This window comes from Deinococcus sp. YIM 77859 (assembly GCF_000745175.1).
Classification (GTDB): Bacteria; Deinococcota; Deinococci; order Deinococcales; family Deinococcaceae; genus Deinococcus.
This window is the reverse complement of the sequence record NZ_JQNI01000002.1, coordinates 12345-38441: the sequence shown is the minus strand read 5'-3', so window position 1 is coordinate 38441 and position 26097 is coordinate 12345. Positions and strand designations below refer to the sequence as shown.

Genomic DNA, 26097 nt, shown 5'->3' with positions numbered 1-26097 from the left:
CGACCGTCATGGAGAATTGCCCGTTGCTGCCGCTCGCGCTGATGCTCTGCACGGCGTCGAGGGAGGGCGGCGTGGTCGGGAGGATGTAGGTCCGGGTGATGCGGAGGCGCGGCCCGCCCTGCTGCGCCATGTAGGCGGCGTAGCGGGCCAGGCCCTCCGCCGTGCGGACCCAGGGCAGGGTCGCGGAAAGGACCGCGCCGTTGCTGCCTGCTCCCGGCGCGGGTGCCCGGTACTTGACCGGCTCGGTCTCCGTCCAGCTCCGGGGTTTCTCCGGCTCCGGCTGGCCGCTGGGGTCGCCGCTGCCGCCGGGCGTGGAGATGGGGTCCTCCGGCCCGCCCGGCGCCCGCTTGGGGGGGGTGGGCCGTCGTCCCGGTCGTCGCCCTCGCTGTCCTCGTCCCCCTCGCCGCCGCCTCCGGGACCGGAACTGGGGGGCGTCTCAAACCAGGGCTTGTCGAGCGGGTAGCTCTCCAGGGCTGGGCTGGAGGTGTTGCGGGGCAGAGGCGGCGGGGCCTTCTTCCGGTCGCGCTCGGAGGGCATGGTCGCCTGGGGCGGGGCCTGCTCGCTGACGCTGGTCTCGGAGGGGGTCGCTTTGAATCCTGCCTCCACGTCTTCCCACTCGTCGTCCACCAGGGTGGGCAGCAGGGTCGTCATCACGCCGCTGCGGTTGTAGTACCAGAGACCGTCCCCGATCGGCTGCCACTGCTCGCGCACGGTTTCGTGCATGTTGCCGTATTTGCGCTCCGTGACCTCCCCGTCATCGTCCTTCTTCACCTTCACGACCGAGGCCTTGCTGCGCCAGGTCGTGCGGCGATTCAGCCAGCCCTGGGGGGACCACTCCTGGTGGACTTTCTCCTGCTCGCGCCCGATCTCGATGTCGCTCCGCCCCTTGATCGCCTCGGTGTTGTAGAGCACCGTTTCCTCCACGGAGGCCGTGAGAGTCCGCGGCCAGCCGGGGATCTCGTACAGGTAGCGGGCTGTGGTCGTTTTCAGCCGCCCCCAGAGGTTGCGCTCGACGACGCGCTCGCCCCTTTCGTCCTTCTCCCGGCGGTAGATCGGCACATCCCCCCACAAATCGACCTGCGTGGCGTCCACCCGGCTCCCGGTTTTCCAGATGGTGGTGTACTCGGTCTGAGTTTTTGTGCTGCGGTAGAGGCGCAGCACGCGCTTCTTCCCCGATTCGAACTCGTCGGCCTCGGGGTCCGGCTCCGGCTGCGGCGGCTCGGAGTCGGTGAGTTCGTAGGCGGCGTCCGACCACACGCCCGCCCCCACGTCGTTCGTGCCGCGCACCTGCACGGCGTATCGGGTGGCCCAGTCCAGCCCCGTCAGGGCCACACTGGGGCGCACGCGCTCGCCGTCCTGGGGCACGGTGGGGACAGGCACAGGCGGGAGGAGTTTCCAGTCCAGCCCCGCCTCTGCCGCCCCCACCGGGGCCAGCGCCCAGCGCACCTCGAAGCCGGTCGCGCCGCTGGCCCGCTCCCACTCGGCGGTGAGGGTGCGGTCTTCCGCCTTCAGGCTCAGCCCCTCCACCGGCCCCGGCGGGAGGTTGACGAGCTGCACGTCCAGCAGCGCGGGCTCGCTGTCCCCCTGCTCGTTGATCGCGTAGACCTGTACCCGCACCTGCCCGCCCACCGGGAGGCCGTCCGGCACCGCCCAGGTCTGCGCGGTCTCCACCCGCCGCAGCAGCGTGGCGTCCGGGGTCAGGGTCCGCACGTCCACCCGGTAGCGGTCGGCGGGGCCGCGCCGGGGGGACTCGGCCTCCTCGGGGTCCGCCTTCGGCGCTTCCCACTTCACACCCACGGCCGTGCTGCTGCGGGCGTAGGCGGTGAGGTTCTCGGGCGGGTGCGGCGGCGCGTCCACGTCTGCGGGCGGCGTCACCACGAGGGCCCACTCGCTGGGCTGCCAGATGGTATTCCGCCGCTCATCCCCCGCGATGGCCGTCGCGTTGACCCGGAGCCGATACGTGTAGGTCGTCAGGGGCCGCACCGTGTCGTCGGTGTAGCGGGTCGCGGTGGTGATGGCGACCCGGCTCCAGAGGGTGTACGGCGTGGCCTGTCCCTCCACCCGCTCCAGCACGTACTGGCTGGCGTGCGGCACCGCCTCCCAGGAGAGGGGCACGGCGGTGGCCGCCACCTCGCCCGGCTGGGGCGTGGGACTGATGCCCTCCTCGAAGCCGCTGCTGCCGTTGCCGTCCCGCTCGTCGGGGTCGGGGGAGTTCTCCGGGCGGTCGGGGTCAGTGGGGTCGGTGGGGTCCCGGTCCCAGTCGGGGTCCTCGCCGTTGGGAATGCCGTCGCCGTCGTCGTCCCCGTTCGGATCGGCACCTGCAGGCTCGCCGCCCTCCAGCTCGATCACGGGCGCGTCCAGGGTGATGCGCTCGATGCGCTCGGACTCGACCGGCGCGGGCAGCAGCACGTCCCCGGTGGGGCCGGGGGCGCGGATGGTCAGCAGGCCGTCTTCCCAGCCCGCCGTGATGCCGATGCGCCCCCAGATGTCGGCCACGACCTCCTGCGCCGTTTTGCCCGCCGTGGAGTAGGTCGGCCCGCCGTCCGCCCGGAAGTCGTAGCCGGGAAAAGGGGCGGGGATCAGCAGCCGGTGCGGCACCGTGGCGAGCGCGGCCAGCACCACCGCGTCCACCGCCATGCGCCGCCCGTCGCGCAGCGCCGCCGCCCGCTGCGCTTCCGGCACTTTCGCCGCCCGCAGCGCCTGCTCCTGCGCCCTTCTCGCGTCCTTGGCCTCCTGGGTTTCCCAGGGCACCAGCTCCGGGAGGGTGGTCTGCGGGATGAGGGCGCGGTCGGTGGCGTGCAGGGTGGTCGTCCAGCCCGCCGCCGTGCGCTCGGCCTCCCACTCCGGGAGGGTGCCGGGCACCGCGAAAACCGCTCCCAAACCGCCCGCCATGACGCTAATGGGCGGGACTGACGCACCCCGCGCGTCCCCAATCACGGTCACGTCCAGGCGAGCGCCCTGGCCTCGCTCGGCGCTGTACTGGAAGGACTCCACAGCCATCCCGCCCGCCGTCATGACGAGGTCGAGCACCTGGCCGACATGGGCCGCGCTGGGGGCGCCGGGCACCTGGCCGGTGAGATAGGTGTCGAGCACCAGTTCGCGCTCTGGCACCCGCCCGGTGAGCATCTGGGAGAGTTCGAGGAAGCCCCCGACCCGGCCGGTCAGGGCCTCGTTCATTTCCAGCGCGACGGGGCGCTCAGCGGCGGGCTGGGACGCCATCAGAATGATCGGCAAGGTCTCACCTCCTCAGGTCAGGGCGCGGATGCGAAGGAAGGCCCGGAACACGCCCGGCTCGGCGTCCGGCGGCACGGTCCGGGAGTAGGTCACGTCCAGGCTCTCGCCGGGCGCCAGGCCGGGGGCGGCGTGCATCTGGCCGGGGGTCAGGGGCGTGTCGCCCACCGTGACCGTGACGCCGGGGAGGTCGTCCACCAGCGTGATCTGCACGGCGCTGAGAGGCTGATCCCCGATGTTCTTGAGCTTGCGGCTGACGGTCTTCGTCTCGCCCGGCTTGACCTCGCCCAGGTCGGGGCCGGGGGCGGGGGTGCCGTCGGGGAGCGTCCAGGCAGCGCGGTAGGTCATGTGCCCCCCGCCTGCGGGATGTAAATCGTCATGGCATACCTCCGGTAAAGGGGGTCCGAGGTGGGCGGGAAGCGGGGCGGTTCCTCAAAGGTGCAGCCGCTGAACACACCGGACGGCTCGTAGCCCTCCAGCGTGACCGTGAACGGTCCGTCCCCCAGGGCGCGGATGGCTTCGGCGTCGGCGGCGCTGATAACGAACCCATCGGGGGCGTTGATGACGAGGCGGCGTGAGGTGGGGAGTGGGGGCCTAGTGGCGACGACCCGCCCGTCGAGGGCGACCCGCTCATTGATGGCGCGTGCGCCCCCCTCGGCGCTCACCGCGTCCGGGGGCGGGAGATAGCGGAGGGTCACCCCGCCGATGGTCAGGCTGTACATCAGGCGTTCCTCCGGCGGCACTCAGCCTCGGCTTCGTTAGCAAGCGCCCGAAGCAAGGTTTTCATGTTGCCCCCTACCTGCCCAGTAATGTCCTTGTTATTGAAGACAAAGGTCTGGGTGATGTTGGTGACCGCTGGACGGGTGGCGGGCAGGCTGGGTGTGCCGGGGGTGGTGATGCCCGGCAGCTTCACGGCCTTGAGTTGCTTCTGGAGCTGAGCCATGAACTGCTTGCCCGCGTCGGCCCCCGCCTTCCCGGCCAGCGCGGGAACGCCCTTGAACGCCCCTTCCAGGCTCTGGCGCATCCGGTCGGCGCTGCTCCGCACCTCCTTCTCGGATTTCTGGACCTGCTGCCCCAGCTCGTCCACCTGACGCCCGGCGGTGGCCGCCCCGCGCCCCACCCCCTGGAGGAGCTGCTGGAGGCCCTTCGTTCGCTCTGAGAGGGCATCCTGGGCAGCCTTGCGAGCGGCCTCAGCACGGCCTTCCAGTTCGGCCACCCGGCGCTCGGTGTCGCGGACGATGGTGTCGCGCTCGCGCTCCAGCGCCGAGGTGTCCAGGCCGGACCTTTTGGCGGCCTCAATCTGCTCATCGAGGCTTTTGAGCCGGGCATCCGACTCCTTTTTGATGCGGTCGCGCTCGCGTTCGTATTCGCGGGCGCGGGCCTCGCCCAGGGCGACGACGGCGTCCTTGAGGCCGCCGTAACTCTGCTGGAGGTTGCGGGTTGCCTCGGCGAGCTGCGCGGCGTCGTATTTCCCCCCCTTCAGCAGCGTGTCCAGGGCCGTTTTTGCCTGGTCGTAGGTCGATTGATTGAAGGCGATGGCGTTGTTCAGCAGGCTCTCGTCGCCGAACTCCTGCCCGAACCCCTTGAGCACGTCCTGCACGGATTGCAGGGCGTCGCGCTGGCGGGTGTACTCGCCCCGGAGCTGCTCCAGTTTCTGCCGCTGTTCCTCCAGGGCGGTGATGAGGCCGCCCAGGGCGTCCTTCGCCCGGTTGAAATCCTCCGGCTTGAGGCTCTGGTCGCGGAACTGCTGGAGGTACGGCAGCGCCCGGCTGTAGGCGTCGCCCACTCCAGCCGTTGCCTCTGCCAGCTCGCGCTGCGCGGCGGCGACACCCGTTTCCGTCCCCGTCAGCCGGAGGAACTGGCCGTAGAGGTTGACAATCTCGCGGGCCTCTCCGGTGAGTTGGTCCTGGAGTTTGACCTGCTCGCGTTGGGAGAGGGTGACCTCGTGCTGCGCATCTTCGAGGCGGCGGGTGAGGTCGCGCCGCTCATCCTCGGTCAGTTTGAGGCGGTCTGCTCTCGCGAGGGCCACGCCGAGGGCCGCCGCCTCTTCCTGACGCCGACCGGTGATTTTTCCCTGGAGTGCCAGGCGCTGGGCAGTGCTCTCAGCCAGTTGCTGCTCTCGCTGCAGGGCCGTGACCGCCTCCGCCGCGTCCTCGGCGGGGCGGAGGGCCGTTTTCAGGCGGGCCTGCCGGATGCGTTCGGCGGCCTCGCGCTCGGCCTGCTCGCGGGCGGCGATGCGCCCCAGTTCGTCCGCCTGGTAGCGGCGAGCGAGGGCCTGCACCTGGGCGAAATGCCTGGCCTGGAGAGCGCTGCGCCGCTCGGCGCTGACCCCCTCTGCGCTGAGGGCCTCCGCGAGGGACGCGTCCAGAGCCGCCCGCTCCTGGCGGAAGCGCTCGCGGGCCACCCGGTCCGCGTGGGCCGCCCGGTCCCGGATGGCCTGGGCCTCCAGGCGGGCGACGGTCTCAGCGTTGTCGCGGGCGGCGGCGAGGTTGCGCGAGAGGTTGAGTTCGTATTGGGCGGCCTCCTCATCGAGGGCGGCGAGGCGGGCCTGTCCCTGGGCCTCTCGCGCGTCGCGCCACGCCTGGGCGATGCGCAGGGCGGCCTCCCGCGCGGCGCGGGCGTCATCCTCTGCGCGTTTGCGCCGCTCTTCACTCGCCCGCCGCTCCGCATCGGCATCCTCGCGGCGATAGCGGGCCAGCACGGCGGCCACCTGGCGCTGTCCCTCCTCGTAAATCCGCCGCTGAGCCTCTGGGAAGGCGGCCAGCGTCCGGATTCTCTCGTTGATGCCGCGCACCAGCTCGTCGAGTTCGAGCTGCCGCTGGGCGCGGAGTTTCTCCTTCCCGTCGGCCATCGCCTCGATTTCCGCTCGCCGGGCGGAGAGGGTCGCGTCCCGGATGGCGTCGACCTGCTCGCGTTGCTGGCGCTCCAGTTCCTCGCGGCGCTCGCGAGCTTCCTCGGCCTGCCGCTGGAGGTCCTCGCGGTGCCAGCTCGCCCGCAGCGCGGCAAGCTCCCGGCGGCCCAACTCCTCGATTCGGCGCTGCTCGGCGGGGAAGCCCTTCGCGGCCTCGACCTTCTCGCGGATGCTGCGCTGGAGGTCGGCCAGTTCGAGCTGCCGCTGGGCGCGGACTTTCGCCGCACCTTCGGCCATCGCCTCTACCTCGGCCCGCTGGACCTCCAGCGCATAATCGCGGGCGGATTTGGCGGCCTCCTGAGCCTGCTCCCGGCGCTCGCGGGCGGCCTCTGCCGCGTGACGGCGGCGGATGGCGGCGCTCTCCCGGCCAAACTGCTCGTCCAGCTCGCGCAGGGCGGCCTGGAGCTGGGGGTTATTCAGGTCCAGCTTCCCCTTGACGATAAACGGCTCTTTGACTTTCTCCCGGAGCTGGTCAAACTCGTCCTGGAGAGAGGCCAGGTCGCGGCCCAGTTCGGAGAGGCCCTCCACCTGGAGCCGCCGCGCCCGTCCGCCCAGTTCGCGGCGCAGCTCCCGGAGCGCCTTGGTCTGGTCTTCAGTGAGGCGGGTTTCGGCCACGGTGGCCGCCGTCCCTGCTGTCGTCGCCCTGGCGCGGGCCTGCTGAGCGGCACGAACACGGCCCAGTTCCTCGCGCTGGCGCTTGTACTCGGCGGTTGCGCGGGCGACAGCGGCCTCATCGACCTCGTACTCGCCCGTCCAGAACGTTTTCCAGGTGCGCTTGCCCTGTTGGGCGCGGGTGAGTTCATCGAGGGCGGCCAGGGTGCGGGCCTGCTGGCGACTGAGTTCGTCCCCTTCCTTCCGCAGGGCGGCCACCCGGTCCATGATGGCCCGCGAGCTGGCGGCATTGGCCTCGTCGATGCGGTTGTAGGTGGTGGTAATGTCGCTCGACAGTTTGGTCACGGCCACCCCCGCCGCCGTGACCCCCGCGATGACGAGCAGCCACGGGTTGGCAGCGATGAACGCGGCGCTCGCGGCGGCGGCGGACCCCAGGGCGGGGATGAGCTTGGTGGTGATGGCCGCTGCCGCCGTGGTCGGGAACGCGGCCAGGGCGGCCCAGGTGTTGACCGCGAGCATCCCGACCTGCGCCCGCTTCACGTACAGAATGGCCGTGCCGACGCCCGTGAGGGCGACCCCCAGGGGCACCAGGTACCCCCGGAGGGTCTGGGCGTTGTTACCCATATCGCCCAGGGCCTCCACCGCAGCACTGACGCCCCTCACAATCTCCGTGAGAGCAGGCAGCAGCGCGAGGCCAATCTGGGCCGTGAACCGTTCCCAGTTGGCCCGCAGCACCTGCACCTGTCCGGCGAAGGACTCCATGCGCTCGCGGGCCACGCGGGCCGCCTCACCTTGCAGGCCCATCGCCTTGATGTTCTCGTCGATGGCGGCAGCAGACGCCTTGTAGAGGATGGTCGCGGCGCGGATGCCGTCGGAGCCAAAAATGTCCTTGAGGTACCCGTTGCGCTGCTCTTCCGTCAGCCCCGCCAGCTTGGCCCGCAGGTCGGCCAGCACGTCCGCGAGCGGGCGCATGGCCCCGGAGGCGTCGTACACATCGAGGCCGAGTTGCTCCAGCGCTGCCGCCGCCGTGGTGCTGGGGGCCTGGAGCGAGAGCAGCATGGTTTTCAGCGACGTGCCCGCGTCGGACATGTTTTTGAAGCCGCCCTGCGCCAGGGTCGCCATGTAGCCGGAGAACTCGTTGAGGTCCAGCCCCGCCGATTTCGCCACGGGGCCGACGGCGGCGATGGCCTGCGCGAGGTCATCCGCGCCGAGGGTGGTTTTGTTGGCGAAATTCGCGAAGGTGTCCGCCACGCCGGGGAGGTCCTTCGCGCTCAGGCCGAACGCGGTCATGGCGGACACGGCGAGGTTGGTCGCCTGACCCGCCTCTATCCCGGCGGCCTTCGCCAGGTTCAGGGCACCCGCCAGCCCGCCCCCGATGGCGTCTGAGGCGGAGAGGCCCGCTTTGTTCAGCTCCAGGATAGCGGCAGCGGCCTCACGCGGCCCGACCCCGATGTCGGTCCCCAGGTTGAGGGCCGCCTCCTGGAGCTGCTCCAGTTCCTGGGCCGTCGGTTGGGTCAGGGCTTTGATATTGACGAGCTGTTCCTCGAACGCGGCCCCGGAGCGCACGGCGGCGGCCAGCCCGGCCCCCAGGGCGACCACGGCCCCCGTGGCCGCACCCGCCGCGAAGGTGATGGCCTCGGCGGAGAGGGCGAAACGGCTCGCCTGGGCGGCTCCATTGTTTGCCTCGCGGGCGAACCCCCCGAACGCGCCCCCGCTCACGCGCAGGCTCTCGCTCAGTTTCTGCCCGAAGTTGCCGCCCAGCCCAGCCGAGATGCCGTTTTCCGCCGATTTGCCGAGGTCAAACCCGGCTTTAGCGACCTGCGCTTGGCCCGATTTCATCCCAATGGCCAGGCCATCGGCGGCGTACTGCCCGAACCGGGCGGTGACGCGGGAGGGAGAGCGGATTTCCAGCTTGGTTTTCAGGCTGTTGATGACGGCCTCACCGATGTCCTCCGCGCCCTTCCCGACCTGGGGCTTGCTCGCCCGCAGGCCGGAGAGGATGCCGGAGTTGACCATCTGCCCGATGCCCGCCGCCGCCGCCCCCACCGGGCCAGCGACGCGGCTCAGGGCGTCGAGGATGCCCACGCTCGCGGACGCGGCGAAACCTCCCTTGGTCAGGGTGCCCCGCGCCGCGTCGAGTGTGCGCTGGGCGCTGGCGGCGGCCTGGGTGGCCTTGACCACCGCGTCGGCACTCGCGCCCTCAGCGGCGGCCAGTTTGAGGAGTTTGTCGCGGAGCTGCTCGGCGCTGCGGGCGGCCTGACCGTCGGTGATGATCTGCGTCTGCCACAGGTTGCGGGTGGCCCGCACGGTGCCGGACAGCTCGCGGATGGCGGCGTCGATGGCGTTGATTTCCCGCGTGCCGCGCCCCACCTTGACGGGGACCTCGATGGGCTTGCTCGTTTTGCCGCGCAGGTCATCGAACTCGCTCCGCAGTTTGCGGGTGGCCGAAAGGTCCGCCGTGACGCGCACGGTGCCCACCTTTTTGCTGAGTTCTTGGATAGAGCGCAGGTCCGCGAGGATTTCCTGCGCCCCTTTGCGGAACGGCGCGGTGTCGAGGGTGGCGGTCCCCTTCAGGGGCGGCAGGCTGTCAGACATATGTGCAACTCCTGAAAGGCGGTACCGGGTAGGGTGGGGGCATGGGCGACAACAAGCGGCCCCTCGGTCGGCACGAGTTGACCGAGGAAGAAAAAGCTCGGCTCAGGGCAGAGGCAGAAGCCCGTTACCGCGAGGAAGTGGAAGCGGAGCTGCGCCAGCGGCAGGGAGCGCCCTCCGCAGCCCCCGAAGAGGGACCCCCAGGGGCCGCCCCCGCCAAGCCGAAAAGTGCAGGGCAGATTGCCGCTGAGAAGGAGGCAGCCCGCCGAGCTGCGCTCACTCCCGAAGAGAGGGCGAGGGAGGACCGGAAAAATCGCATCGGGTGCCTGGTGTTCACCATCGTGATGATTCCGGTGGCGCTCATCATCCTGCGGTCCTGTGGCGGTGCTTACCTGCAATCCAGGGCCGCAGAGAAGGCCCAGCGTGAGGCGGCGGCGGCGCGGGCGCTGACTCTGGAGGGGCAAGACCCCTACCTGATTCGCGAGGCGTGTCTCACGAGCGTTCGCAACAAACTCAAATCCCCTACCAGCGCGAAGTTCTATGACGACGCGCTCCCCAGCTACAGCGGCTCCGCTTGGAACTGGAGCAGCTATGTCGATGCCCAGAACAGCTTCGGGGCCATGATTCGCACGCCCTTCTTATGCACCGTGACGGGCACCTCTAGGGAGGATGCACGGGTCGCCACTGTGTTGCTGGATTAAAGGACCCCCCGCACCTTCTCCACGAACAGCTCCCGCATCCGGTACAGGGCGAACGCCTGCGCCCCGGTGAGGATGGGGCCAGGCAAAAACCACCGCTGCCCGCTGCGGCCCAGCGTGAGGGGGCTACCGGGGTCCGGCTGGGCGAGGGCGAGGGCCTGAAGCGCCTCGTACCCCAGACCTGTGCGCCCCAGCTCCACATAGGGGGCATAGGGCGTGCTGTTGCTGACCGTCACCGTCGCCGTGGTGCGGCCCGCGCGGCCCTGGGCGTCCAGCCCCCGCAGGTACTCCTGGGTGCGCTGGTAGGCCCCCGGCGTGGTGTTGTAGATGTTCGCCCGTGCCCCCAGGATGGCGTGTCCCAGCGCCTCAGCGCGTGCCCGCTCAGCCACCTCACTGAGGTCATCGCAGGCGGCCAGCAGTCGGGTGAGGGCGTCGGTCGTGGCCCGTCCGTCTATCGTGATGCCCACAGCCACCCCCTAGGCCTGGAGCGCTCCGAACAGGCGTGCATATGCCTGGTCCTGCTCCCAGTCGAGCCGGGCCTGCACCGCCTCCGGGGTGTGCACCCAGGGTCGAGCCGCGCGGTCCAGCGCCGCCTCTATCTGCTCCAGCGGTTTCAGGGTGTAGTAGGGGTCGTCCGGCTTGCGGCTCTTCGCCTTCGGGTCCACGTACTCCTGGCCCAGCTTCAGCCCGGCGGCGAGCTTCAGGTCCGCGAGGCGGTCCAGCCGGGCCTGCGCTTCCCGCTCCCGTCCGATTTGCGCGGCACGGAGGATGAGGCGGCGGGGCCAGGTCATCACCTCGGCATAGAGAGCCGGGCCAAACTCGCGAATCACGAACTCGTCGAGGGTGTCGTCTGGAGGCCCTGGCTCAGGCGGGCCGTCATCCGCGCCACTCGCTGCGCCAGGGCCGTCAGTTTTGGGTCGGCGTCCTCCAGGTCGTTCAGGTCCCACAGGGCGGTGAGGAGGGTCAATCGGTCATCCCAGGTCAGCGGACGCGGGAGCACGCTGCCGCGCTCCAGGCTGGCATGTACGAGCCGCCAGAACGCGGCCCACACGCCCGGCTCGGCGTCAGTGCGGTCAAACTCGTGCCACGCCTCGCGCATGGCTCCCAGGGTGGCGGTGAGCGTGAGCAGGTCGGTGAGATGGGCCTCTGCCACAGACTCCCCCCACGCCCGCAGGGTGACGCTGCCGGAACTCAGTCGGACGGTCTGGCGAATGGGGAGCAAGGGGGGACCTCCAGGGTCAAAGGGAAATCTGCTGTTGCGAGAAGGAAAGCCCGCCCCCAAACGGGAAGCGGGCCGGGGGGTTATTCGGGCAGCGCCTCGTCGTCCAGTGCCGTGAGCAGCGCGTCGAGGGTGGCCGCGTCGGGCACCTCGAAGGCCACGCCGTACTGCCCGATGGCGGTCGCCATGCCCGCAAAGGCGGTGCCCGACTCGTAGCTGTACGCCTGCACGGTCGCCACGAAATTCAGCACCTCGCTGCCCGCGTCGCCGCCCTCGCTGCCGTTGCTGGAGAGCTGCACGCGCGGGTGCCAGATGACGGTGGCGCTCCCATTGGGGCGGCGCTTGACGAACACCCAGCGCCCGGTGACCGCCGCCTCCGGGTTGATTTGGTAGGCCTGGACCCCGGTGAGGTCCACGTCCGTGGCCGTGGCGGCCCCCGCACCCGTGTGGAGCGCCCGCACGCTGGCATCCGGGGTGAGTACCCCAAACTCATAGGTGATGCTCGCCGAGGTCACGGGGTTGGCCAGCAGCACGGTGGCCGAGGAATCGCGCCCCGCCGCCCGCAGCTCCTCGCGGTTGACCTCGAAACTGGGGCTGATGCGGGTGTCGGCGGGGAAATACCCCATGTCAATGAACCCATCGCCAGGGACAATGTTAGAGGGGCTAATGGGGTCGAAATAGAGAATCTGGCCACTGCCCGCCGCGTTGGCGGCGAGGGTGGCAGTGGCGGTGTTAACGACGGTGAGCATGCGTGCCTCCTAGAGTTGACCGCCCAGCGCCGTGCGGGAGACGGTCGGGCGGGTGAGATAGGCCCCGCCCGCGAAGGCGCGGGGCGAGTCGGGAATGGCGAGGGTGTAGTAGCCCGGCTCACGGGTAGCGAGGCCGCAGGTCACGCGCAGGGCCTCGCGGGCCAGGGCCTCGGATGCCGCCGCGCTGGGGGCGACGCAACCGATGGGTACCCAGTAGGTCTCCGCCGCGCCACTGGCCGTAATCCCCTGCGGCTCCTCCAGTTGCACGTATCCCTGGGGATGCTGCCGCAGATATGCCCCCAGCCCCCGCTCACCGCCCCCGACCATCGGGCGGCCCTGCGCGTCCAGGGGCGCGGCCTGAGCAGGCACGTCCCGCTCCTCCGGCAGCAGCACGGGCACGCTGAGGGCGGCAGTGAGGCGGGCGTGGAGGTCGGTCACGATGGCCCGCACGGCTCAGGGCCTCCGCAGTACGGCGGTGCCGAGGCGCGTGCCGGTGAAATCCGAGGCCTGCGACCACTCCAGCACCTCCAGCGTCCCGTCATCCCAGGCACAGGTGGCACCGGGCACAGGCACGGGGTCGTCGGGATGATGACGGATGACCCGGAGGTCGGTGTAGGCGAGGCCGCGGGCGTCCGCCGTCGCCTGGACCTGGGCGAGGGCGTCCGGGCGCAGGCGCTGGGGGTCGGTGACCGAACAGCGCAGGGACCACTGGTGAGGGCCGAGAGTGAAAATGAGGGTGTGGCGGTACCGCAGCGCGTTCAGCTCCGGGTCGGTCTGAACCTCCTGCACGGCGGCCAGCACCTCGTCGAGCAGGGTCACCAGGCCACCTCTACCGGCACGCTGCGGCTCATCGCCCGCGCTGCCCGCCGCTTCTCCGCCGCAACCCCTGCCCGCAGCCCGCCCGCGAGGGCGGCCCAGGCGTCGGCGTCGGCGGCGAGGGAACTGCCGGGCGCGAACCGCTCGATTTCGATTTCTCCTTCCACCCGCATCCGCTTCAGGGCGGCGGGGGCAGAGGCGGCCTGACTGCGGGCGTGCGCAGCCACCACATCGAGCAGGTAGGCCGCCACCAGCCGGGGGTCACTCCCCAGCACGGCGGCAGCGGCCTCCAGGTCCACCTGCTGCTCCTCCGGGAGCGCCTCGTGGTAGGCCCAGGCCCCTGGCGTCACGAGGACCGCGACCTGCGCGGCGAAATCCATGGTTACCCCCTCAGCGCGGCGAGGATTTCGTCAGCGAGTTTCTCCCCCACGCCCTTCACGGCGACGAGGCGCTCGCGGGCGTCGGCGGGGAGACTGGCAGCCTGGGCCGCGCGGGCGGCGGCAAGGTCGCGGGCGAGTTGCTCGTTGGCCGCGATGAGCCGCGCCACATCCTGCGTGTCGGGGGCGGGAGTGCTCCCCACCGGCTTCCCGTTGGCGTCCACCTCCACGCCGTTCACGATGTATTTCTGCACGGTCAGCCTCCAATGGAGGGCGCGACGTACTGCGCCCCACCGATGTACAGCGCGGCGGCGGCGTCGCGGTTATGCGCCCCGAAGCCGAAATAATCCTGCCAGTAGCGGGCCTCCAGCGGGTGCGCCATGCTGCCACCGGCCAGGCGCAGGCCGCGCTGCGCGGCGAGGTCGCTCTGCCGCATCCGCAGCGGCTTGGCCGTCGCGTTCACGTCCAGCGCGAGCACATACCCGGCGGGGACATACGGCTTCACGAAAATCTCGGCCCCGTCGTAGATGCCGATGACCCGGTTACCGGGGTTGCTGGTATCCAGGCCCTGATTGCCGACGAGGGACTGAGTGTTGGCGAGCAGCGCCGCCGGAATCACCCGGCTGTCCAGGTAGGCCGAGAACCCGGAGAGGCCCCGCACCGCCGCCTCCTGCGCCCGGCTCAGCCACACCTGCACGTTGCCGTTGTCGGTGTGCTCGGCCACGGTGCCAATCAGCCCGGACAGCGCCGCCTCGGTGAGGCTGGGGGCCGCGAGGTAGTGGGTGTGGGTGCCGTCGAACACCTCGCCGTTCGGCCCGCCGTAGGGCACGCTGCCGTCGCCGTTGCGCAGCGCCTTGATGTTGAGCAGCATCCCGTCGCGGAACCGGTCGCGCTCCTGGCGGTTGGTGGGAACCAGCAGGGCGCGGAGCAGCTCCAGCCGCACCGAGTTGATGTGCGCCCGCTGCGCCGTCTGCTGCCGGATGGCCAGGTCATGCGGCGTCGCCCGCATCAGGTAGTCCTCGGTGAATCCCTCGCCGTGCTGGAACTTGTACAGCGGGTAGTTCTGCTGGTCGGGGGTCGGCGTCTTGCGGGTCGGCACCGCGCCGTCCTCATTGACCCGAATCATGGACCCGGTGCCGGGCACGGGCACGCCACCGACGCGCTCGGTGGTGAGTTCGGCGAAGGCGGCGAGCATCGCCTGCACGTTGCGGTTGTGCGAGGCATTGTCCTCGGCGAGCGCGTTGGCAATCGCCTGGGGGTCGTACTGCGCGACCGGAGACTGGTTGAAGCTCAGCAGGTCGCGGATGGAATAGGTGCCGGTTTGCAGCATCAGAACGCCTCCCCGACCGCAGCAGGCCCCAGCACGCCGTAGAGCATCACGTCGGTTTCGGTCACCGCGAAACCGACGGGGTCGCCGAGCGGGTCAGTGCTGAGTTCGTAGGTATTGGCTTCGCGGTAGATGCGCTCACCAGGCACCAGGCCGCCGTCGGCGTAGTGGGCACGCATGAATAGGAACAGGGTCACGGGTTCACCGGGCAGCGCGTCGCGGCTGCTCCAGCCGTGCAGGGGGTCGTAGCCGCTGGCCGGGCGCACCCCAAGGGACGAGATGGTGCAGGGCACGCACGCGCCGGGGATGGCGGCTGCTGCTTTCAGGTCGGCGATGATGGGGCTGCGGATGGCATTCGTCGTGTCGTAATCCGCTCGCGAGCTGCGGGGGATGGTGGGCATGAACTCCTCCTAGAGGGTGTAGAGGCCAGACCCAGCGCGCTCGGCATCGAGCTGCTGGGGCGTGGCGGGGGCGGGGCCACCAACCGGGTCCTGACGCGGCCAGGACGGGGCGGGGGGCGGGGTAGGGGTGAGCGACAGGGCGGGCGCGAACTCGGCGAACTCCTGCACGGCAGGGGTGAACGTCTCGCCGCTCACCAGGCCAATCACGCGGGTGGGCGGGCCACCCTCCGGGGTGACCTCGCGCTCATCGAGGGTGCGGCCCGCGAGCAGCTTTGCGAGCCGCTCCGGACTCCAGCCCCGCTCGGCGGCGAGGCGGGTGAGCAGGGCCTCCTGGCGGAACTGCTGGCCCTGTTGCGCTCCCTCGCGGTCGGCATCCCAGGCGGCGAGGCCGCCGCGCTCCTGTACGGCCTGCCACTGCTGCGCCTGCTCCGGCGTCAGGGTCACCGACCCCTCGGCGGGCACGCGGGCACTGAGTTCCTGTACCTGCTCGTCGAGCTGCTGGGCGCGGGCGCGGGCCTCGTCCCGCTCACGGCGGGCGCGGGCGGCGGCCTGGCCTTCACGGTCGCGTTCAGCCTGCTGGGTGTCGCGCTCGGCGGCGAGGGCACGGAGGGCGGCGAGGGGGTCGCCGCCGTGCTGGTCGAGGTACTGCTGCGGGTCAAACATGTCCTACCTCCACGGGAGGGGAAGAAAGCGACGGCCCCCGCCGGGGGCCTGGACTTGGACTTACGCGCTCCCGCCGGGAACGCCGCCGCGAACGGTGGAGACGCCCTAATCGGGCGGCGTCTCTGAAGTGGAGGGAGCGGGTATCTGCTCGTCGAGGCCCCGCCGGGCGCGAATCTCAGTCACGGTCATCACGCCCGCCGCGAGGTCAGCGAGGTCGGCCGCCCGCTCATCCGCTGCCTGCGGAATCATCCGCTCCCGCACCTGCCCGGTCACGCGCACCTGGGGGCGCGGCTGCCCGGCGAGGGCGTACATCAGCGCCAGGGCCGTCTCGCCCACCTCGGTGATGAGGGCGCGGGCGGCGTCGCGCACCTCCTCGCGGCGGGCGTCGAAATCGCTCATGGCAATCTCGCGGCTGCGGCCCGAGGTGGTCGCGTCGCCGCTCATCAACACGAACATCTGCCCGGCCTCCGAGTAGATGTTGCGCCGGAACAGCTCGGCAGCGGCCATCAGCGGCTCCGCGCTCGTCGGCTCCAGCCGCCCGTATTCCCCGCCGCCGGGCGTCGGCTCCTCGCCGAGGTAGTTGCCCTGCGCGTCCGTTTTGTCGTAGGTGGACCGCGCCCAGAGATTCATGCGCCCGCCGCCGACCCTGACCGGCAGGTATTTGCGGCGCATTCGCCCCGGTGCGTCGGGGTCCGGCTCCATCACGTACGGCGGTTCGATGCCGATGCCGTAGCGCTCAACAAATCCGGCGAGTTCGGTGTTCCGCAGCGCCAGAGTGGTCACGGTGTTGTAGCCCATCTGGTTCTGGAGGATTTGCGGCGTGATGAGGGGCGGGAGGGCTACCTCCAGCAGGGTGAGCCGACCGCCGAGGTCGAGGGGGTCCGAGAGCGTCTCCGGTTGCCCAGCCCGCAGCACCCGCAGCACGGTGCGGCCCCCGGCGTCGAGGTAGCAGACCTCGGCGGCATCCTGGCCCTGCACCTGATAGGCGTAGACGCCGGTGCGTTCCAGGGTGTCGGGGTGCAGGATGATGCGGGCCTGCTCCGGGGGGAGGAGTTCCAGGTGCACGCGCTGGGCGGCGGCTGCGGGCGTGGCCGACGCGCCGGGCAGCACCCGGAAGCGCAGCACCCCGCGCCCCTCCCGCCGGGCCGCGTACACGGCCTCGCGCACGGTGCGCTCGACGTGGCCGCCAGCAGGTCCCCACCATTCGGAGAGCAGCGCGTCATCCTCAGCCTCCGCTCGCCAGGTCATGCGGGCGACCGAGGCCCCCACCTCGCGGCTGAGCAGCTCACGGATGAAGTTGGTGGAGGTGAAAGAGCGGGTGAGGGCCTGCTGGAAATCGCGCACGAACGCGGCGGCCTGTTTGTCCCCCGCTGAGGCGTCATCCAGCGTGAACACCGGGCCGCGCCAGTAGGCGAACATCCCGCCCGCGCTCAGGCTGCCGAGGTGCTCTCCGGCGTCCATGTCGCGGGCCATGCGCTGAGTGACCGTGAGGGGCGTGATGGCCAGCGTCCGCAGGTCGCCCAGCGTGGCGGAGGCGGGGTCGAATGTGGGGTCCATGTCATGACCTCCTAGCCGGTGGGGGCGGAGTAGCCGCGCGGGCGGGGAGTGGTGGGGGCCGCCGCCCGCGCCTCGCCGAGCATGAGTTCGGTCAGCGCCCACACCAGCGCGTCGAGGCGGTCAGGCGACGCGCCCCCGTCGGGCGTCCAGCCCGTGAGCTGGGTTTCCAACTCCGGGAAGGAGCCGACGTGTGAGACGCGGCCCTGCTCGTAAAGGGCCGCGACGGGTTCGGCGCGGGCCTGCTTGCCCCGGCTGGCCCAGACGGTGGTGATGGGGAGGGTGGGGGCGACTGTCCGCAGCACGTACTCGACCATCTGCCCGCCGTTGTTGCGCTCGGCGACCACCCGGTCGGCCTGCCACGCGCCCACCGCTCCAGCCACCGCTCGCCCCCACTCGTTCGGAGTGCCGCGCAGGGAAGCGTCGGCGAGCACGTACCCGCGCCCGTCCTGGCCCAGCCCGGCCACGATGATGCCCGTCTCGTCGCTCTCGTCGGTGCTGGAGGCCGCCGGGTCCACCCCGACCACGATGCGGCGCAGGGGGGGCGCTTCGGCGAGGCGGAACCCCTCGGCCCCGAACATACCCCAGGTCCACAGCGCACCGGGTGTGTCCTCCAGCAGTTCGCCGCTCAGTTCCTGGCGGCCTAGGCGCGTGCCTTCGTAGCGGCTGAGGATGGCCTCGCGGAACGTGGGCGCGAGGTTGGCGAGGTTGTCGTAGGTGCTGCCGCGCGTGACGACCGTGTTGGGCGCGGCCAGGATGTCGCGCACCAGGCGCACAGGCCGGGGCGTCCCCGTCACCACGATGCGGGGGCGGGTGCCCAGGCGCAGCCCGAAGAGCAGGTTGCTGTAGGTCGTGTCCTCCCCCGTGCCCCGGTGGGCATCGGCGAACGTGGCGGGTTCGTCGAGCCAGGCCCCGTGGTGCTGCGGGCCGCGCAACTGGCGGGGTTTTTCCGCCGTGTAGAGTTTGAACTTCCCCCCGTCCGCGAGGTGCAGCTCTCCTAGCGAGCGGTTGTAGGCGCTGTCGTAGGTGCCGCCGCGCAGTTCCGAGGGAGCCAGCACGCGCAGCAATCCCGACTCGCCCTCCAGCATCACGTCGCGCCCGTCGGCTGCCGACTGCGCGACCAGTGCCCAGCGGCCTCCCGGCTGCTCCCTGGCCCACTGGGCGATGGTCTCGGCCCCGGTGCGGCTTTTCCCCCAGCCCCGCCCCGCGAGGATGAGCCAGGTCAGCCACTCGCCTGGCGGGGGGAGCTGCTCAGGGCGGGCCGTCGCCAGCCACAGACTGCGGGGGTCCGGCTCGTCGGCGCTGGGCGGGGGCGCGGGCGCGGGCGCGTGCTTGAGGTAGGCATTGACCTCACGCTCGATTTGGGCGAGGAAACTCATGCCTGGGCCTGCCGGGGCGGGACGAGCTGACTGCGGGGGCTGAGCGGCGCGCCCTCACCCTTCATGCGGGCCTGGAGCAGCTCACGGGTCAGGGCAATCTTGGCCAGCCCGGTCACGCCTTCCAGCACCGCCCGGATGGTTTCGGGGTCGCTGGACTGCGCCCCCAGAATCAGGGCCTGGAGCTTCTGAGCGGCGGCGCTGAGGGTGCGGCTCACCTCATCCCCCCAGTCGCGGCGCTCCAGCTCCGCGTGCGCTTCGGCGAAAAGTCGCGACAGTTCGGGGTCGCTCTTTAGGGCCTCGCGCCACCTTTGCAGCGTCCTGATCGAGATTCCGTACTCGTCGCAAACTGTCGCATCCGTGCTAAAGGCCGCCTCCGCGAGGGCGCGGGCCGCCTTCGGGTTGTCTCTGCGGGCCACTTGCATTCACCTCCTCCTGCGCACGACCGGCGGCAGTTCCCCCCGCGCCGGGCAGGTCTGCCAGCAGTCGCGGGTCAGGCCCAGTTCGGGGAGGTACCACGGCTGCGGATCACGCTGGGACTGCTTCCGTGTCCTGGCCCTTGCCTGGTGTTCCTGGTGGGCACGGTAGTCGCGTCGGGCGACGGCAAGACCGCAGTCCTGCCGCTGACGGCGGCGGCTCATGTTGAAAGCACCTCCGGGAACGGGCAATAAAAAAGCGCCCCGGAGGGCGCAGAGAAACAGTTCTTAGAGCGTAATGGAATTATGAAAAAAGGTGCCCAGCCTGTCAAGTGAAAAGGTGCGGCAGCAGGTCAGCGCACAGAGTGCGTTCCGTCTCCTCCGCCTTAGGGTTGTCCACGTACCGCTCCCGGTCTTGGCGGTAGCGGTGTGGCATGGCGCGGGTGCCGCCGTGCAGGTAGGCCGTCACTCTCGCGCGCAGCTCGCCGGGCAGCCCCCAGAGGTCCAACGCGCGGCGCAGTTCCGGGGCGGGCAGTGCACCGGGGCCGTCGAGTTCCACCTCTGGCACGGTCACGAGGTACAGGCCGGACATGCCAGGGCGGGCGGCGGGTGCAGCACGCTCAATCACCTCTTTGTAGTCGCGGATGACGCGCTCCAGGTCCGCGAGCTTCGCCTCGGCACGGGCCTCTTCTGCCGCTGTCCCGAAGGAGCGTGCCCAGTCCAGCTCCACCTCGTACCGCTCACGGACGCCCCACGCCTGGGTCAGGGAGTGGACGGCCACGCTCTCGGCGATGCTGGCCGCGCGGGCTGGCGCGTAGGGGTTGCGGGCCGGGGCGCGGAGCGGTAGCGGGGCGAGGGTGGTCCGCTGGAGCGCGGTGGCGATGGCGTTGGCGACGTGGCGCTCGTACTGATCACGGGCGTCCTTAGGACCGCGCACACGCAGGAGGCGGGGGGTGGTGGCCTGGGGAGCAGTGGACAAGGGGGAGACCTCCGGGGGGGCGCGTGAGGATAAGGAGGGCGGCGAGGGCCAGGGCCTGCTCTTGCGCGCTCACCACAGGCTCTTCCTCCCCTCCTGAAGCCGGAAGTTGCGCCCGTGCCGCATCTCCACGATCTCCAGCGGTTGCAGCCGCCCCAGGTTCCGCGCGCCCAGGTGTCCGGCCAGTTCGGTGGGGTTGAGGTTCGTGGTGATGATGCACGGCTTGCGCGCGTTCTGGCGGTCCTCCAGCGCCAGGTACAGCAGGCGGCGCTCGACAGCGGCAGTGTCCGTCTCCCCGGCTCCCAGGTCGTCGAGGACCAGCAGGTCCGGCGCGATGAGCATCTGGAGGGCCTGCCGTTCCGTCGTACCCTCTCCCCCACCCCGGTAGCTCTCCCGTACGTCCAGCGCGAGGCGGCCCAGGTTGACCACCAGGGCGCTGTGCCCGGCGGCGAGCGCGGCCTTCGCAGCCAGGACGGCGGTCTGCGTCTTGCCGCTGCCCGGAGGGCCGATCAGGGCCAGGCTGTCGTTCGCGGCGATGACGTCGCTGATGCACCCGGTGGCGGCGCGCAGGCGGGGGAAGGGGTCGGCAGCCGTGTCGAGGTTGCTCCAGTCCAGGTCCAGGTAGCGCAGGGCGATCCCGGAGGCGGTGAGGCGGTTGCGCAGGTTGGCGTCGCGGCGGGCGGCGGTGCAGCGGGGGCAGGGGACGGCGGCGGTGCGTCCGGGTTCGACCTGCACCTCGATCAGGCCACCGGCGCAACTGCGGACATGCAGCTCGTCGGTGAGGCCAGCAGGGTCCGCCTGCCAGCGGGCGAGATCGGCGGACGTGGGGAGGGCGGGGGCGGCCTGGCCCTGCTCGCGGAGCTTGCCCAGCATCCGGTCCAGGCTGGTGGGTTCGCGGCGCGCGGGCGTCTGGGTGGCGGCGTTGGCGCGGGCCTGGTCGAGGTAGGCATGGGCAGCCTGCGCCAGGTCGTCGGGCAGAGGGGCGGATGTGGTCACGAGGGCCTCCGGGCAGGGTTGAGGGGCGCGCTGGCGAGCAGGTCGGCCATGCTGGGGGTTGGGGCGTCGAGGGTGGGGTCGCTTGTGTTGGCAGGTGCCTGTTGCCGGGCACGCCATGCCTCGGCGCGGGCGATCACCTTGCCGGGCACGAGGTTGTCGAAGCCGTAGCGGCGCTCGATCCAGAAGGGGTCCAGCGCCACTTCGCGGGTCGCGTCGGTCAGGGCCTGCACGGCCCGCTCCACGTCCCCCCCGCAATCGGCCAGCAGCTTGCGGACGGCCTTCTTGCGGCCCTCGGTGACGCTCTCGGCGGCGGGGAGGGGGCCGCGGTGGTCGTTGTAGGCGGCGACCACGCGGGCGAAGTTGGTCGGCTTGCCGCGTGGCGCGGCGGGCGGAAGCTCTTCAAGGCTGGCGGCGCTGCCCTGCCCCGCGCTCGCTTCCGTCTGGGCCTGACCGGACTGCCGATGGAGGCCAGTGGGGTCAGAGGCAACGTCCAAGTCTGCTTGCGGGGTGCGCGCCGCCGCGTCAGCGGCGAGAGTGTTTTCTTCAGTTCTTGGTTCTTCAGTTCTTACTTGTAGTTCTTTATTACTTGTGTCGGATTTGCCGGATACGGTTTTGCCGGATGCGGCTTTACCGGATACGGAAATCCAGGAAGCGGCTCGCTCTTCACAGGCCACCTCGTGGATGACGTACTCGTAGCCCTTGATGCGGCCCTTCTCGCGCTGTTCGTGGCGTTCCAGGTAGCCCGCGCGCCCCAGTTCATCGAGGGCCTTGTAGCAGGCGTCTCGTCCATCGGTGCTGCGCTTCTGGAGGTCGGCAACGTACACCTTCCAGCCGTCCTTCCGGCTCAGCAGGTACCCCATCAGACCTTTGGCGCGCCAGGAGAGGCGCTCGTCCTCGAACAGAGCGCGGGCAATCTGGGCATAGGGATTCTCGCTGTTGCGCGCTGCGCGAATGATTGTTCCTCCACTCATGGCTGGGCCTCCGTCACCAGCAGGCACGGCAGCCCCGTGCGGGTCTCCCCTACCTCGATGCTCGCCAGCGCCCATCCGGCGTGATCCCGGCAGACCTCCGCCTCCTTCACGCTGGGCTTCTGGGTTGCGGTGCGCGTCAGGCTCATCTGCCGCTGCCCGCTCGCCAGCACGCGGACGCTCACGCGCAGGCCGGAGGGGAGCTTGGTGGTCGGGATGGGCTGGCCGGGATGGGCTTGGGTAATCAGGTGGGCGAGGATGGTGGCGAGTCGGCTCACAGGGCACCGCCGAAGAGGGGGCCGTAGTCAGGCGTGGGTTCAACCACGGGAGCGGGCGGAGGCTCTACCGCCAGGACGGGCACCGGAGCTTCCCGCAGCGGCGCAGCGCTGTCCAGCTCAAGGAATGCGGTGGGTACGGCCAGCATCCGGCGGCCCTCGTGGTGTCGGGGTTCCACCCACAACTCAGCCAGGTCATGTCGGAAGGCGAGGTCGGGCCAGCGGGAGGAGAAGTCGTGCCGGTCCACCCGGTAGAAGCCAGTGATGGTCGCGCGGTACTCGCCCGCGGCAATCCCGTACTTCCCGGCCCGCTCGCCCTCGGCCATGAACCGCACCTTGTCGCCCAGATGCCAGGTTCGGCCCCGCGCGTCGGTGATGCTCGGCGGTTCGCGGCCCTCTAAGCGCACCATCATGCTCAGGGCACCCCCGCAGCCCACGAGGCCAGCGTTGTAGAGCGGGCCATGCACGTAAGGCTGGTTGGGGTACATGGTCGAGAACGCGGTACGGATGGCAGCCACAGCCGCCGCGTCGGTGGTGACGGCGCGCACCTCAGTCAGCGAGATGCAGTGCGGGTAGTGGGTCACGACCAGCTCGCCGGCCTGGGGCAGGTCTGGGCGCGCGCCCAGGTCGGCGGCAACTACCACGCAGGACGTACCTTTCCGGTTCATCAGTCGCCCGCCTGCTCCAGTAGGGGCCGCTGCGCCCGGAAGGTGCGGGTCTGCACGTCCAGCCAGGTCATGGCCTCGTCGAAGCGGTGCTGCGGCAGATCGTCGTAGGCAGCCAGCGGCGCACCGGCGAAGCCAAACGCCTCCTTGAAGGCCCGGTACGCACCGGGAAAGCTGCGCGGGTGGACCTTACCGAACGCCTGGCAGCCCGCGTGCAGCCGGGCGCGCAGCTCGCTGCTCACGCGCACGGGCGCGGTGTTCAGGCGGTGCTCGATGGCGGTGATCTGCTCGCGATGCTGCTGCAATCCCTGGAGGCTCAGGGCCAGCAGTTCTAGCGGGTCAGTGGGCAGGGCGAGGGGCGCGGGCCGAACGGCCTGCTCGCGGGCGGCCCGGAACGCCTGCACGAGGCGGCGCTTCAGCGGCACCACCTGTTCACTGTTGCGGACCAGGGTCAGCAGGAAGTAGCAGTGGTCTTCCGCCAGGAAGGCGAAGCGTTCAGGCTTCCCACCGCCGGGGAGCGGTCGCGTTTCAAACGCGACCGCTCCAAGGGCCTGAAAATCGCTCAGGTAGTCGTCGATCAGGCTGAGCAGGTTCTTGTGCTGGTTGCCCAGAGCGCGAGCCAGGTCGCGGCTGTCGGCGCGGGCTTCACCCTGTACGGTCTGGATGGTTACAATGTCCGCAGTCATCTCAAACGCCTTTCTGCCCCCGGCCTGTACCTCCGGGGGCCTTGTCCTGGGTCAGCTCGGCTTGCCGTAGTACACGGGGTAGCGGTCCTCGGCGCTGTCCTTAAGGTTGTTGATGATCTTGTGGACGGCGCTTTCCTGGGCGGCCCGCAGGTCGTTATGGACCGCGAGCAGCAGGAACGCCTCGGCGTCGTGGTCGTATTCGACGTACACCGTCACCGGGTAGCTGTCTGCCCGCGCCTCGGGGATGTCGTAGACCGGCACGTGGAGGGTGATGGTGTCCGGCACGTCCTGCCCCGCGTCCGCCCGCACCTGCCGCACGATCCGCGAGTCGAGCGCCGTGCTGGCAGGCTTCACGCTGCTGGTGCCGTCGCTGCTGCTCGTAAAGCGCAAGGTGGCGAAGGTGCTGATGACCGTCGCCTGCACGTGCTCGCCGAGCTCCGTCCGCAGCAGGCGCACCAGCGTCTTCTGGTCGAGCTTCGTGAGCTGCGCGAAGGACTGCACGCGCTTGAACGCCGGGTGCAGGGGCAGGGCCAACGTGGTCGTCCAGCGATCTGTGGGGCTGCTGGCCTGCACAACCACTGCCGAGTCCGTCACGAACACGGCTTCGAGGTCCCCCGCGGTATGTTCGCGGTCTGCCCGGCGTTGCACCGTGTCCAGGTCGTAGGCGGTGACGTCCTGTATGTCCAGCTCGGCCGCGTGGCGCGTCAACGAACCGTCCGCCTCCCGCAGGTAGTACACGCCGCGCGCCTCGCCGGGCACGGTGATCACGGGGTCGGCTTCACGGGTCAGGCGTTCCACTTCACGGATGGCGCTGCTGTCGAGGGTGGTCATCAGTTCCCTTCCTTCAGGGCCACGAACAGGTCCTCCTGCGAGAAGACGGCGGCAATTTCGGGTTCACCGTCCGCGGTGACGCCGGGCGAGACGTGCAGGAACTCCGCGTCGGCAGCCTGCAGCGGCACCTTCACCGCCACCTTCGGCGTGACGCCCACGGTGCTGAAGGCGTCGCTCTTGCCGTCAAGGCCCTGGGCGACGACGGGCGTGAACTCGATCTGGATGTTCACCACGCGGGCCTTCTTCAGACCCGGGCGGCGCTCGCAGTCCTGCATGGCGCGGTTGATGGCGTCGTCGATCACGTAGCCGATGCCCCCGCCTTGCAGGTTGCCGATGGTGCTGTGGGTGAGCTTGGTGCTTTCCATGGGTCAGACCTCCGGGTTGATGGCGCGTGCGAGCGCGGTGATGAGCGAGCCGAACCCGCCGGTGAAGGCGAGGGCGAGCGTGACGTTGACGAGCGGAGCCCCCAGCGCGGCGTGGGGCGTTAGCCACCACGCCACGGCCAGCAGCACGGCGGCCAGCAGCGCAGGGAGAAGGGCGCGGATCACTCCTCGCTCCCTTCCGGGGCGTTCAGCAGCAGCCCCAGGACAAAGCCGGCGCAGAAGGCCAGGAACACGGCGCACCCGGCGGCAGTCAGGGTGACGAGCATCAGCGGACCTCCCGGTGGTACTCGGTGCGGACGTAGGGACGGCGCTGGCTGTACCGTTCGGCGCGCAGCACCCGCCCCTCGCTCGCCAGTTGGCTGAGGATGGCGCTGGCCGTCTCCCGTCTGATGCCCAGGGCGCGGGAAACCAGCACGATGTCGAGCGAGCTAAACGTGCGGTACAGGCGCAGGACGCGGGCACGGGTGCCGTTGGGGGCGGCCATCAGCGGCTCCTCCGGTGGTAGCGAGTGGGCAAGCGGCTCAGCTCTCGCTGGAGCATCTGCGCGCGCACACGCTCCCTGCGCCGTTCCGCCCGCGCGTCCAGCCAGGCAGTGAGGGTGAGCAGGGCGAGGGCCACGAATGCCAGCACGGCGACAGCCGCGGCGATGATGAGGAGGTCGTGGTCGGCGGAGGTCACTGAGCACCGCCCTTCTCGGCCCGATCAGCCATCTCGTTCAGGTAGCGGGCAATCTCACGGGCCTCCTCTGGAGTGAACCAGCCGTACACGATGGCCGCTCCACCATCGGCAGAGTCAACGTCAATGCCCTCCGCCTGGACACGTACCCGCCCCACCCCTCCTTCGCGCTCGTCAGAGAAATCGGCATTCATGGTGAGCATGAGGTCGCCCTCGCCCTCGAAGCTGACGCGCTTCACGCCGCCACCGCCTTCAGCCCCGCGCTTACCTTCAGCGCGTCCAGCGTCCATCCCTCGCGCGCCGTCTCCGGCCACCACCAGTTGCCGCGCGGCCAGGTGAGCGGGAGCCGCAGCGGACGCAGCCACAGGTGGACGCCGTGCCGGGCCTGGATGCGCTCGAGGGCCTCGTGCAGCTTGTCCTCCGCGCACAGCTCGTGGATCACCAGGCAGGGCCGCCCGCTGGCAGTGCGCCCGATCCAGCCGGGCCAGAACGTCAGGCGCAGCTCACCGTCGCCCGCCGGGGCGTACCACACGCTGTGGCGGAAGAGGCGGCGGGTGCTGTCCACCAGGGTGGACACGGGCAATTTCAGGGACGGGAGGGGGGCGGCGCTCAGGAACTTGGGGTCTGCGCTCGCGCTCTTCTCATTGGAGGGGGCGGCGTGTATCATTCGTGCACCTCGTCGGCAAAAACGGGTTGGGCG

General features: G+C 70.5%; 33 protein-coding genes. 1 reads left to right on the top strand and 32 read right to left on the bottom strand.

Annotated elements, in window-relative coordinates:
* Positions 1-6: 6 nt before the first annotated feature.
* Genes EI73_RS00330 through EI73_RS16900 form a run of 4 tightly spaced genes read right to left on the bottom strand, consistent with a single transcriptional unit; the run spans position 7 to position 9349 of the window.
* Positions 7-3234, bottom strand: a complete 3228-nt coding sequence (locus EI73_RS00330; RefSeq protein ID WP_034383025.1) for a fibronectin type III domain-containing protein — start codon at positions 3232-3234, stop codon at positions 7-9.
* Between the two features lie 12 nt (positions 3235-3246).
* Positions 3247-3579 carry a hypothetical protein gene (locus EI73_RS00325; protein ID WP_034383022.1) on the bottom strand — a complete coding sequence of 111 codons (333 nt, stop codon included), beginning with the start codon at positions 3577-3579 and terminating at the stop codon, positions 3247-3249.
* On the bottom strand, positions 3576-3953 hold the full coding sequence (locus EI73_RS00320) for a hypothetical protein (protein WP_034383019.1): 378 nt from the start codon (positions 3951-3953) through the stop codon (positions 3576-3578). Before EI73_RS00320 ends, EI73_RS00325 begins: the two co-directional genes overlap by 4 nt.
* Complete coding sequence (locus EI73_RS16900; RefSeq protein WP_034383016.1) at positions 3953-9349, bottom strand: phage tail tape measure protein; 5397 nt, start codon at positions 9347-9349, stop codon at positions 3953-3955. Before EI73_RS16900 ends, EI73_RS00320 begins: the two co-directional genes overlap by 1 nt.
* Positions 9350-9390: 41 nt before the next feature.
* On the opposite strand from EI73_RS16900, the gene EI73_RS00310 reads away from it, so the two are divergent.
* Positions 9391-10047 carry a hypothetical protein gene (locus EI73_RS00310; protein WP_034383013.1) on the top strand — a complete coding sequence of 219 codons (657 nt, stop codon included), beginning with the start codon at positions 9391-9393 and terminating at the stop codon, positions 10045-10047.
* Here the strand turns inward: EI73_RS00310 and EI73_RS00305 are convergent.
* The 28 genes from EI73_RS00305 to EI73_RS00170 all read right to left on the bottom strand — a co-directional run bounded on the left by EI73_RS00305 (position 10044) and on the right by EI73_RS00170 (position 26064).
* Entirely contained in the window at positions 10044-10511 is a 468-nt protein-coding gene (locus EI73_RS00305; RefSeq protein ID WP_231557243.1) for a hypothetical protein, read from the bottom strand. The two genes, EI73_RS00310 and EI73_RS00305, sit on opposite strands and share 4 nt — an antisense overlap.
* Positions 10512-10520: 9 nt before the next feature.
* A complete protein-coding gene (locus EI73_RS00300) occupies positions 10521-10874 on the bottom strand; it encodes a hypothetical protein (protein WP_231557242.1) in 354 nt (117 codons plus the stop codon).
* Positions 10871-11197 carry a hypothetical protein gene (locus EI73_RS00295; protein ID WP_231557241.1) on the bottom strand — a complete coding sequence of 109 codons (327 nt, stop codon included), beginning with the start codon at positions 11195-11197 and terminating at the stop codon, positions 10871-10873. The genes EI73_RS00300 and EI73_RS00295 overlap by 4 nt, the downstream gene beginning before the upstream one ends.
* Before the next feature lie 149 nt (positions 11198-11346).
* Complete coding sequence (locus tag EI73_RS00290; protein WP_034383007.1) at positions 11347-12012, bottom strand: hypothetical protein; 666 nt, start codon at positions 12010-12012, stop codon at positions 11347-11349.
* 9 nt (positions 12013-12021) lie between these two features.
* Positions 12022-12462, bottom strand: a complete 441-nt coding sequence (locus tag EI73_RS00285) for a hypothetical protein (protein ID WP_034383006.1) — start codon at positions 12460-12462, stop codon at positions 12022-12024.
* A 3-nt stretch (positions 12463-12465) separates the two neighbouring features.
* Positions 12466-12831, bottom strand: coding sequence for a hypothetical protein (locus tag EI73_RS00280; protein WP_034383003.1), 366 nt, complete (start codon positions 12829-12831; stop codon positions 12466-12468).
* The gene (locus EI73_RS00275) at positions 12828-13208 is read right to left on the bottom strand and encodes a hypothetical protein (RefSeq protein WP_034383002.1); all 381 of its coding nucleotides are present in this window, start codon (positions 13206-13208) and stop codon (positions 12828-12830) included. The genes EI73_RS00280 and EI73_RS00275 overlap by 4 nt, the downstream gene beginning before the upstream one ends.
* Positions 13209-13210: 2 nt before the next feature.
* Positions 13211-13459 (bottom strand): hypothetical protein, encoded by a 249-nt coding sequence (locus EI73_RS00270; RefSeq protein ID WP_034383001.1) that lies wholly within the window; start codon positions 13457-13459, stop codon positions 13211-13213.
* Positions 13460-13461: 2 nt separating this feature from the next.
* The gene (locus EI73_RS00265; protein WP_034383000.1) at positions 13462-14535 is read right to left on the bottom strand and encodes a hypothetical protein; all 1074 of its coding nucleotides are present in this window, start codon (positions 14533-14535) and stop codon (positions 13462-13464) included.
* Positions 14535-14933: a hypothetical protein gene (locus tag EI73_RS00260; RefSeq protein WP_034382999.1), complete on the bottom strand. Its 399-nt coding sequence runs from the start codon at positions 14931-14933 to the stop codon at positions 14535-14537. The genes EI73_RS00265 and EI73_RS00260 overlap by 1 nt, the downstream gene beginning before the upstream one ends.
* Before the next feature lie 9 nt (positions 14934-14942).
* The gene (locus EI73_RS00255) at positions 14943-15596 is read right to left on the bottom strand and encodes a hypothetical protein (RefSeq protein ID WP_034382998.1); all 654 of its coding nucleotides are present in this window, start codon (positions 15594-15596) and stop codon (positions 14943-14945) included.
* Positions 15597-15701: 105 nt separating this feature from the next.
* Entirely contained in the window at positions 15702-17153 is a 1452-nt protein-coding gene (locus EI73_RS00250) for a hypothetical protein (protein ID WP_034382997.1), read from the bottom strand.
* Between the two features lie 11 nt (positions 17154-17164).
* Complete coding sequence (locus EI73_RS00245) at positions 17165-18529, bottom strand: DNA-packaging protein (protein ID WP_081908924.1); 1365 nt, start codon at positions 18527-18529, stop codon at positions 17165-17167.
* Positions 18526-18951 carry a hypothetical protein gene (locus tag EI73_RS00240; protein ID WP_051935341.1) on the bottom strand — a complete coding sequence of 142 codons (426 nt, stop codon included), beginning with the start codon at positions 18949-18951 and terminating at the stop codon, positions 18526-18528. The genes EI73_RS00245 and EI73_RS00240 overlap by 4 nt, the downstream gene beginning before the upstream one ends.
* Complete coding sequence (locus EI73_RS00235) at positions 18952-19167, bottom strand: hypothetical protein (protein ID WP_034382994.1); 216 nt, start codon at positions 19165-19167, stop codon at positions 18952-18954.
* Positions 19168-19270: 103 nt separating this feature from the next.
* Positions 19271-19921: a hypothetical protein gene (locus EI73_RS00230; protein ID WP_034382991.1), complete on the bottom strand. Its 651-nt coding sequence runs from the start codon at positions 19919-19921 to the stop codon at positions 19271-19273.
* A gap of 69 nt (positions 19922-19990) precedes the next feature.
* Positions 19991-20914, bottom strand: coding sequence for an ATP-binding protein (locus EI73_RS00225; protein ID WP_034382988.1), 924 nt, complete (start codon positions 20912-20914; stop codon positions 19991-19993).
* Entirely contained in the window at positions 20911-21885 is a 975-nt protein-coding gene (locus tag EI73_RS16150) for a hypothetical protein (protein WP_051935340.1), read from the bottom strand. Before EI73_RS16150 ends, EI73_RS00225 begins: the two co-directional genes overlap by 4 nt.
* Positions 21882-22160 (bottom strand): hypothetical protein, encoded by a 279-nt coding sequence (locus EI73_RS00215; RefSeq protein ID WP_034382986.1) that lies wholly within the window; start codon positions 22158-22160, stop codon positions 21882-21884. The genes EI73_RS16150 and EI73_RS00215 overlap by 4 nt, the downstream gene beginning before the upstream one ends.
* Positions 22157-22825 (bottom strand): hypothetical protein, encoded by a 669-nt coding sequence (locus EI73_RS00210; RefSeq protein WP_034382983.1) that lies wholly within the window; start codon positions 22823-22825, stop codon positions 22157-22159. Before EI73_RS00210 ends, EI73_RS00215 begins: the two co-directional genes overlap by 4 nt.
* On the bottom strand, positions 22825-23508 hold the full coding sequence (locus EI73_RS15495; protein ID WP_051935339.1) for a Rha family transcriptional regulator: 684 nt from the start codon (positions 23506-23508) through the stop codon (positions 22825-22827). The genes EI73_RS00210 and EI73_RS15495 overlap by 1 nt, the downstream gene beginning before the upstream one ends.
* A 51-nt stretch (positions 23509-23559) precedes the next feature.
* Positions 23560-24339 (bottom strand): hypothetical protein, encoded by a 780-nt coding sequence (locus EI73_RS00200; RefSeq protein ID WP_034382981.1) that lies wholly within the window; start codon positions 24337-24339, stop codon positions 23560-23562.
* The gene (locus EI73_RS00195; RefSeq protein ID WP_034382980.1) at positions 24339-24704 is read right to left on the bottom strand and encodes a hypothetical protein; all 366 of its coding nucleotides are present in this window, start codon (positions 24702-24704) and stop codon (positions 24339-24341) included. Before EI73_RS00195 ends, EI73_RS00200 begins: the two co-directional genes overlap by 1 nt.
* Positions 24705-24707: 3 nt before the next feature.
* Positions 24708-24887 (bottom strand): hypothetical protein, encoded by a 180-nt coding sequence (locus EI73_RS00190; protein WP_034382978.1) that lies wholly within the window; start codon positions 24885-24887, stop codon positions 24708-24710.
* 100 nt (positions 24888-24987) lie between these two features.
* Positions 24988-25206: a hypothetical protein gene (locus EI73_RS00185; protein ID WP_034382975.1), complete on the bottom strand. Its 219-nt coding sequence runs from the start codon at positions 25204-25206 to the stop codon at positions 24988-24990.
* Positions 25206-25400, bottom strand: a complete 195-nt coding sequence (locus EI73_RS00180; protein WP_034382972.1) for a hypothetical protein — start codon at positions 25398-25400, stop codon at positions 25206-25208. The genes EI73_RS00185 and EI73_RS00180 overlap by 1 nt, the downstream gene beginning before the upstream one ends.
* Positions 25397-25636, bottom strand: a complete 240-nt coding sequence (locus EI73_RS00175; protein WP_034382970.1) for a hypothetical protein — start codon at positions 25634-25636, stop codon at positions 25397-25399. Before EI73_RS00175 ends, EI73_RS00180 begins: the two co-directional genes overlap by 4 nt.
* Positions 25633-26064: a hypothetical protein gene (locus EI73_RS00170; protein ID WP_034382967.1), complete on the bottom strand. Its 432-nt coding sequence runs from the start codon at positions 26062-26064 to the stop codon at positions 25633-25635. The genes EI73_RS00175 and EI73_RS00170 overlap by 4 nt, the downstream gene beginning before the upstream one ends.
* Positions 26065-26097: the final 33 nt, after the last annotated feature.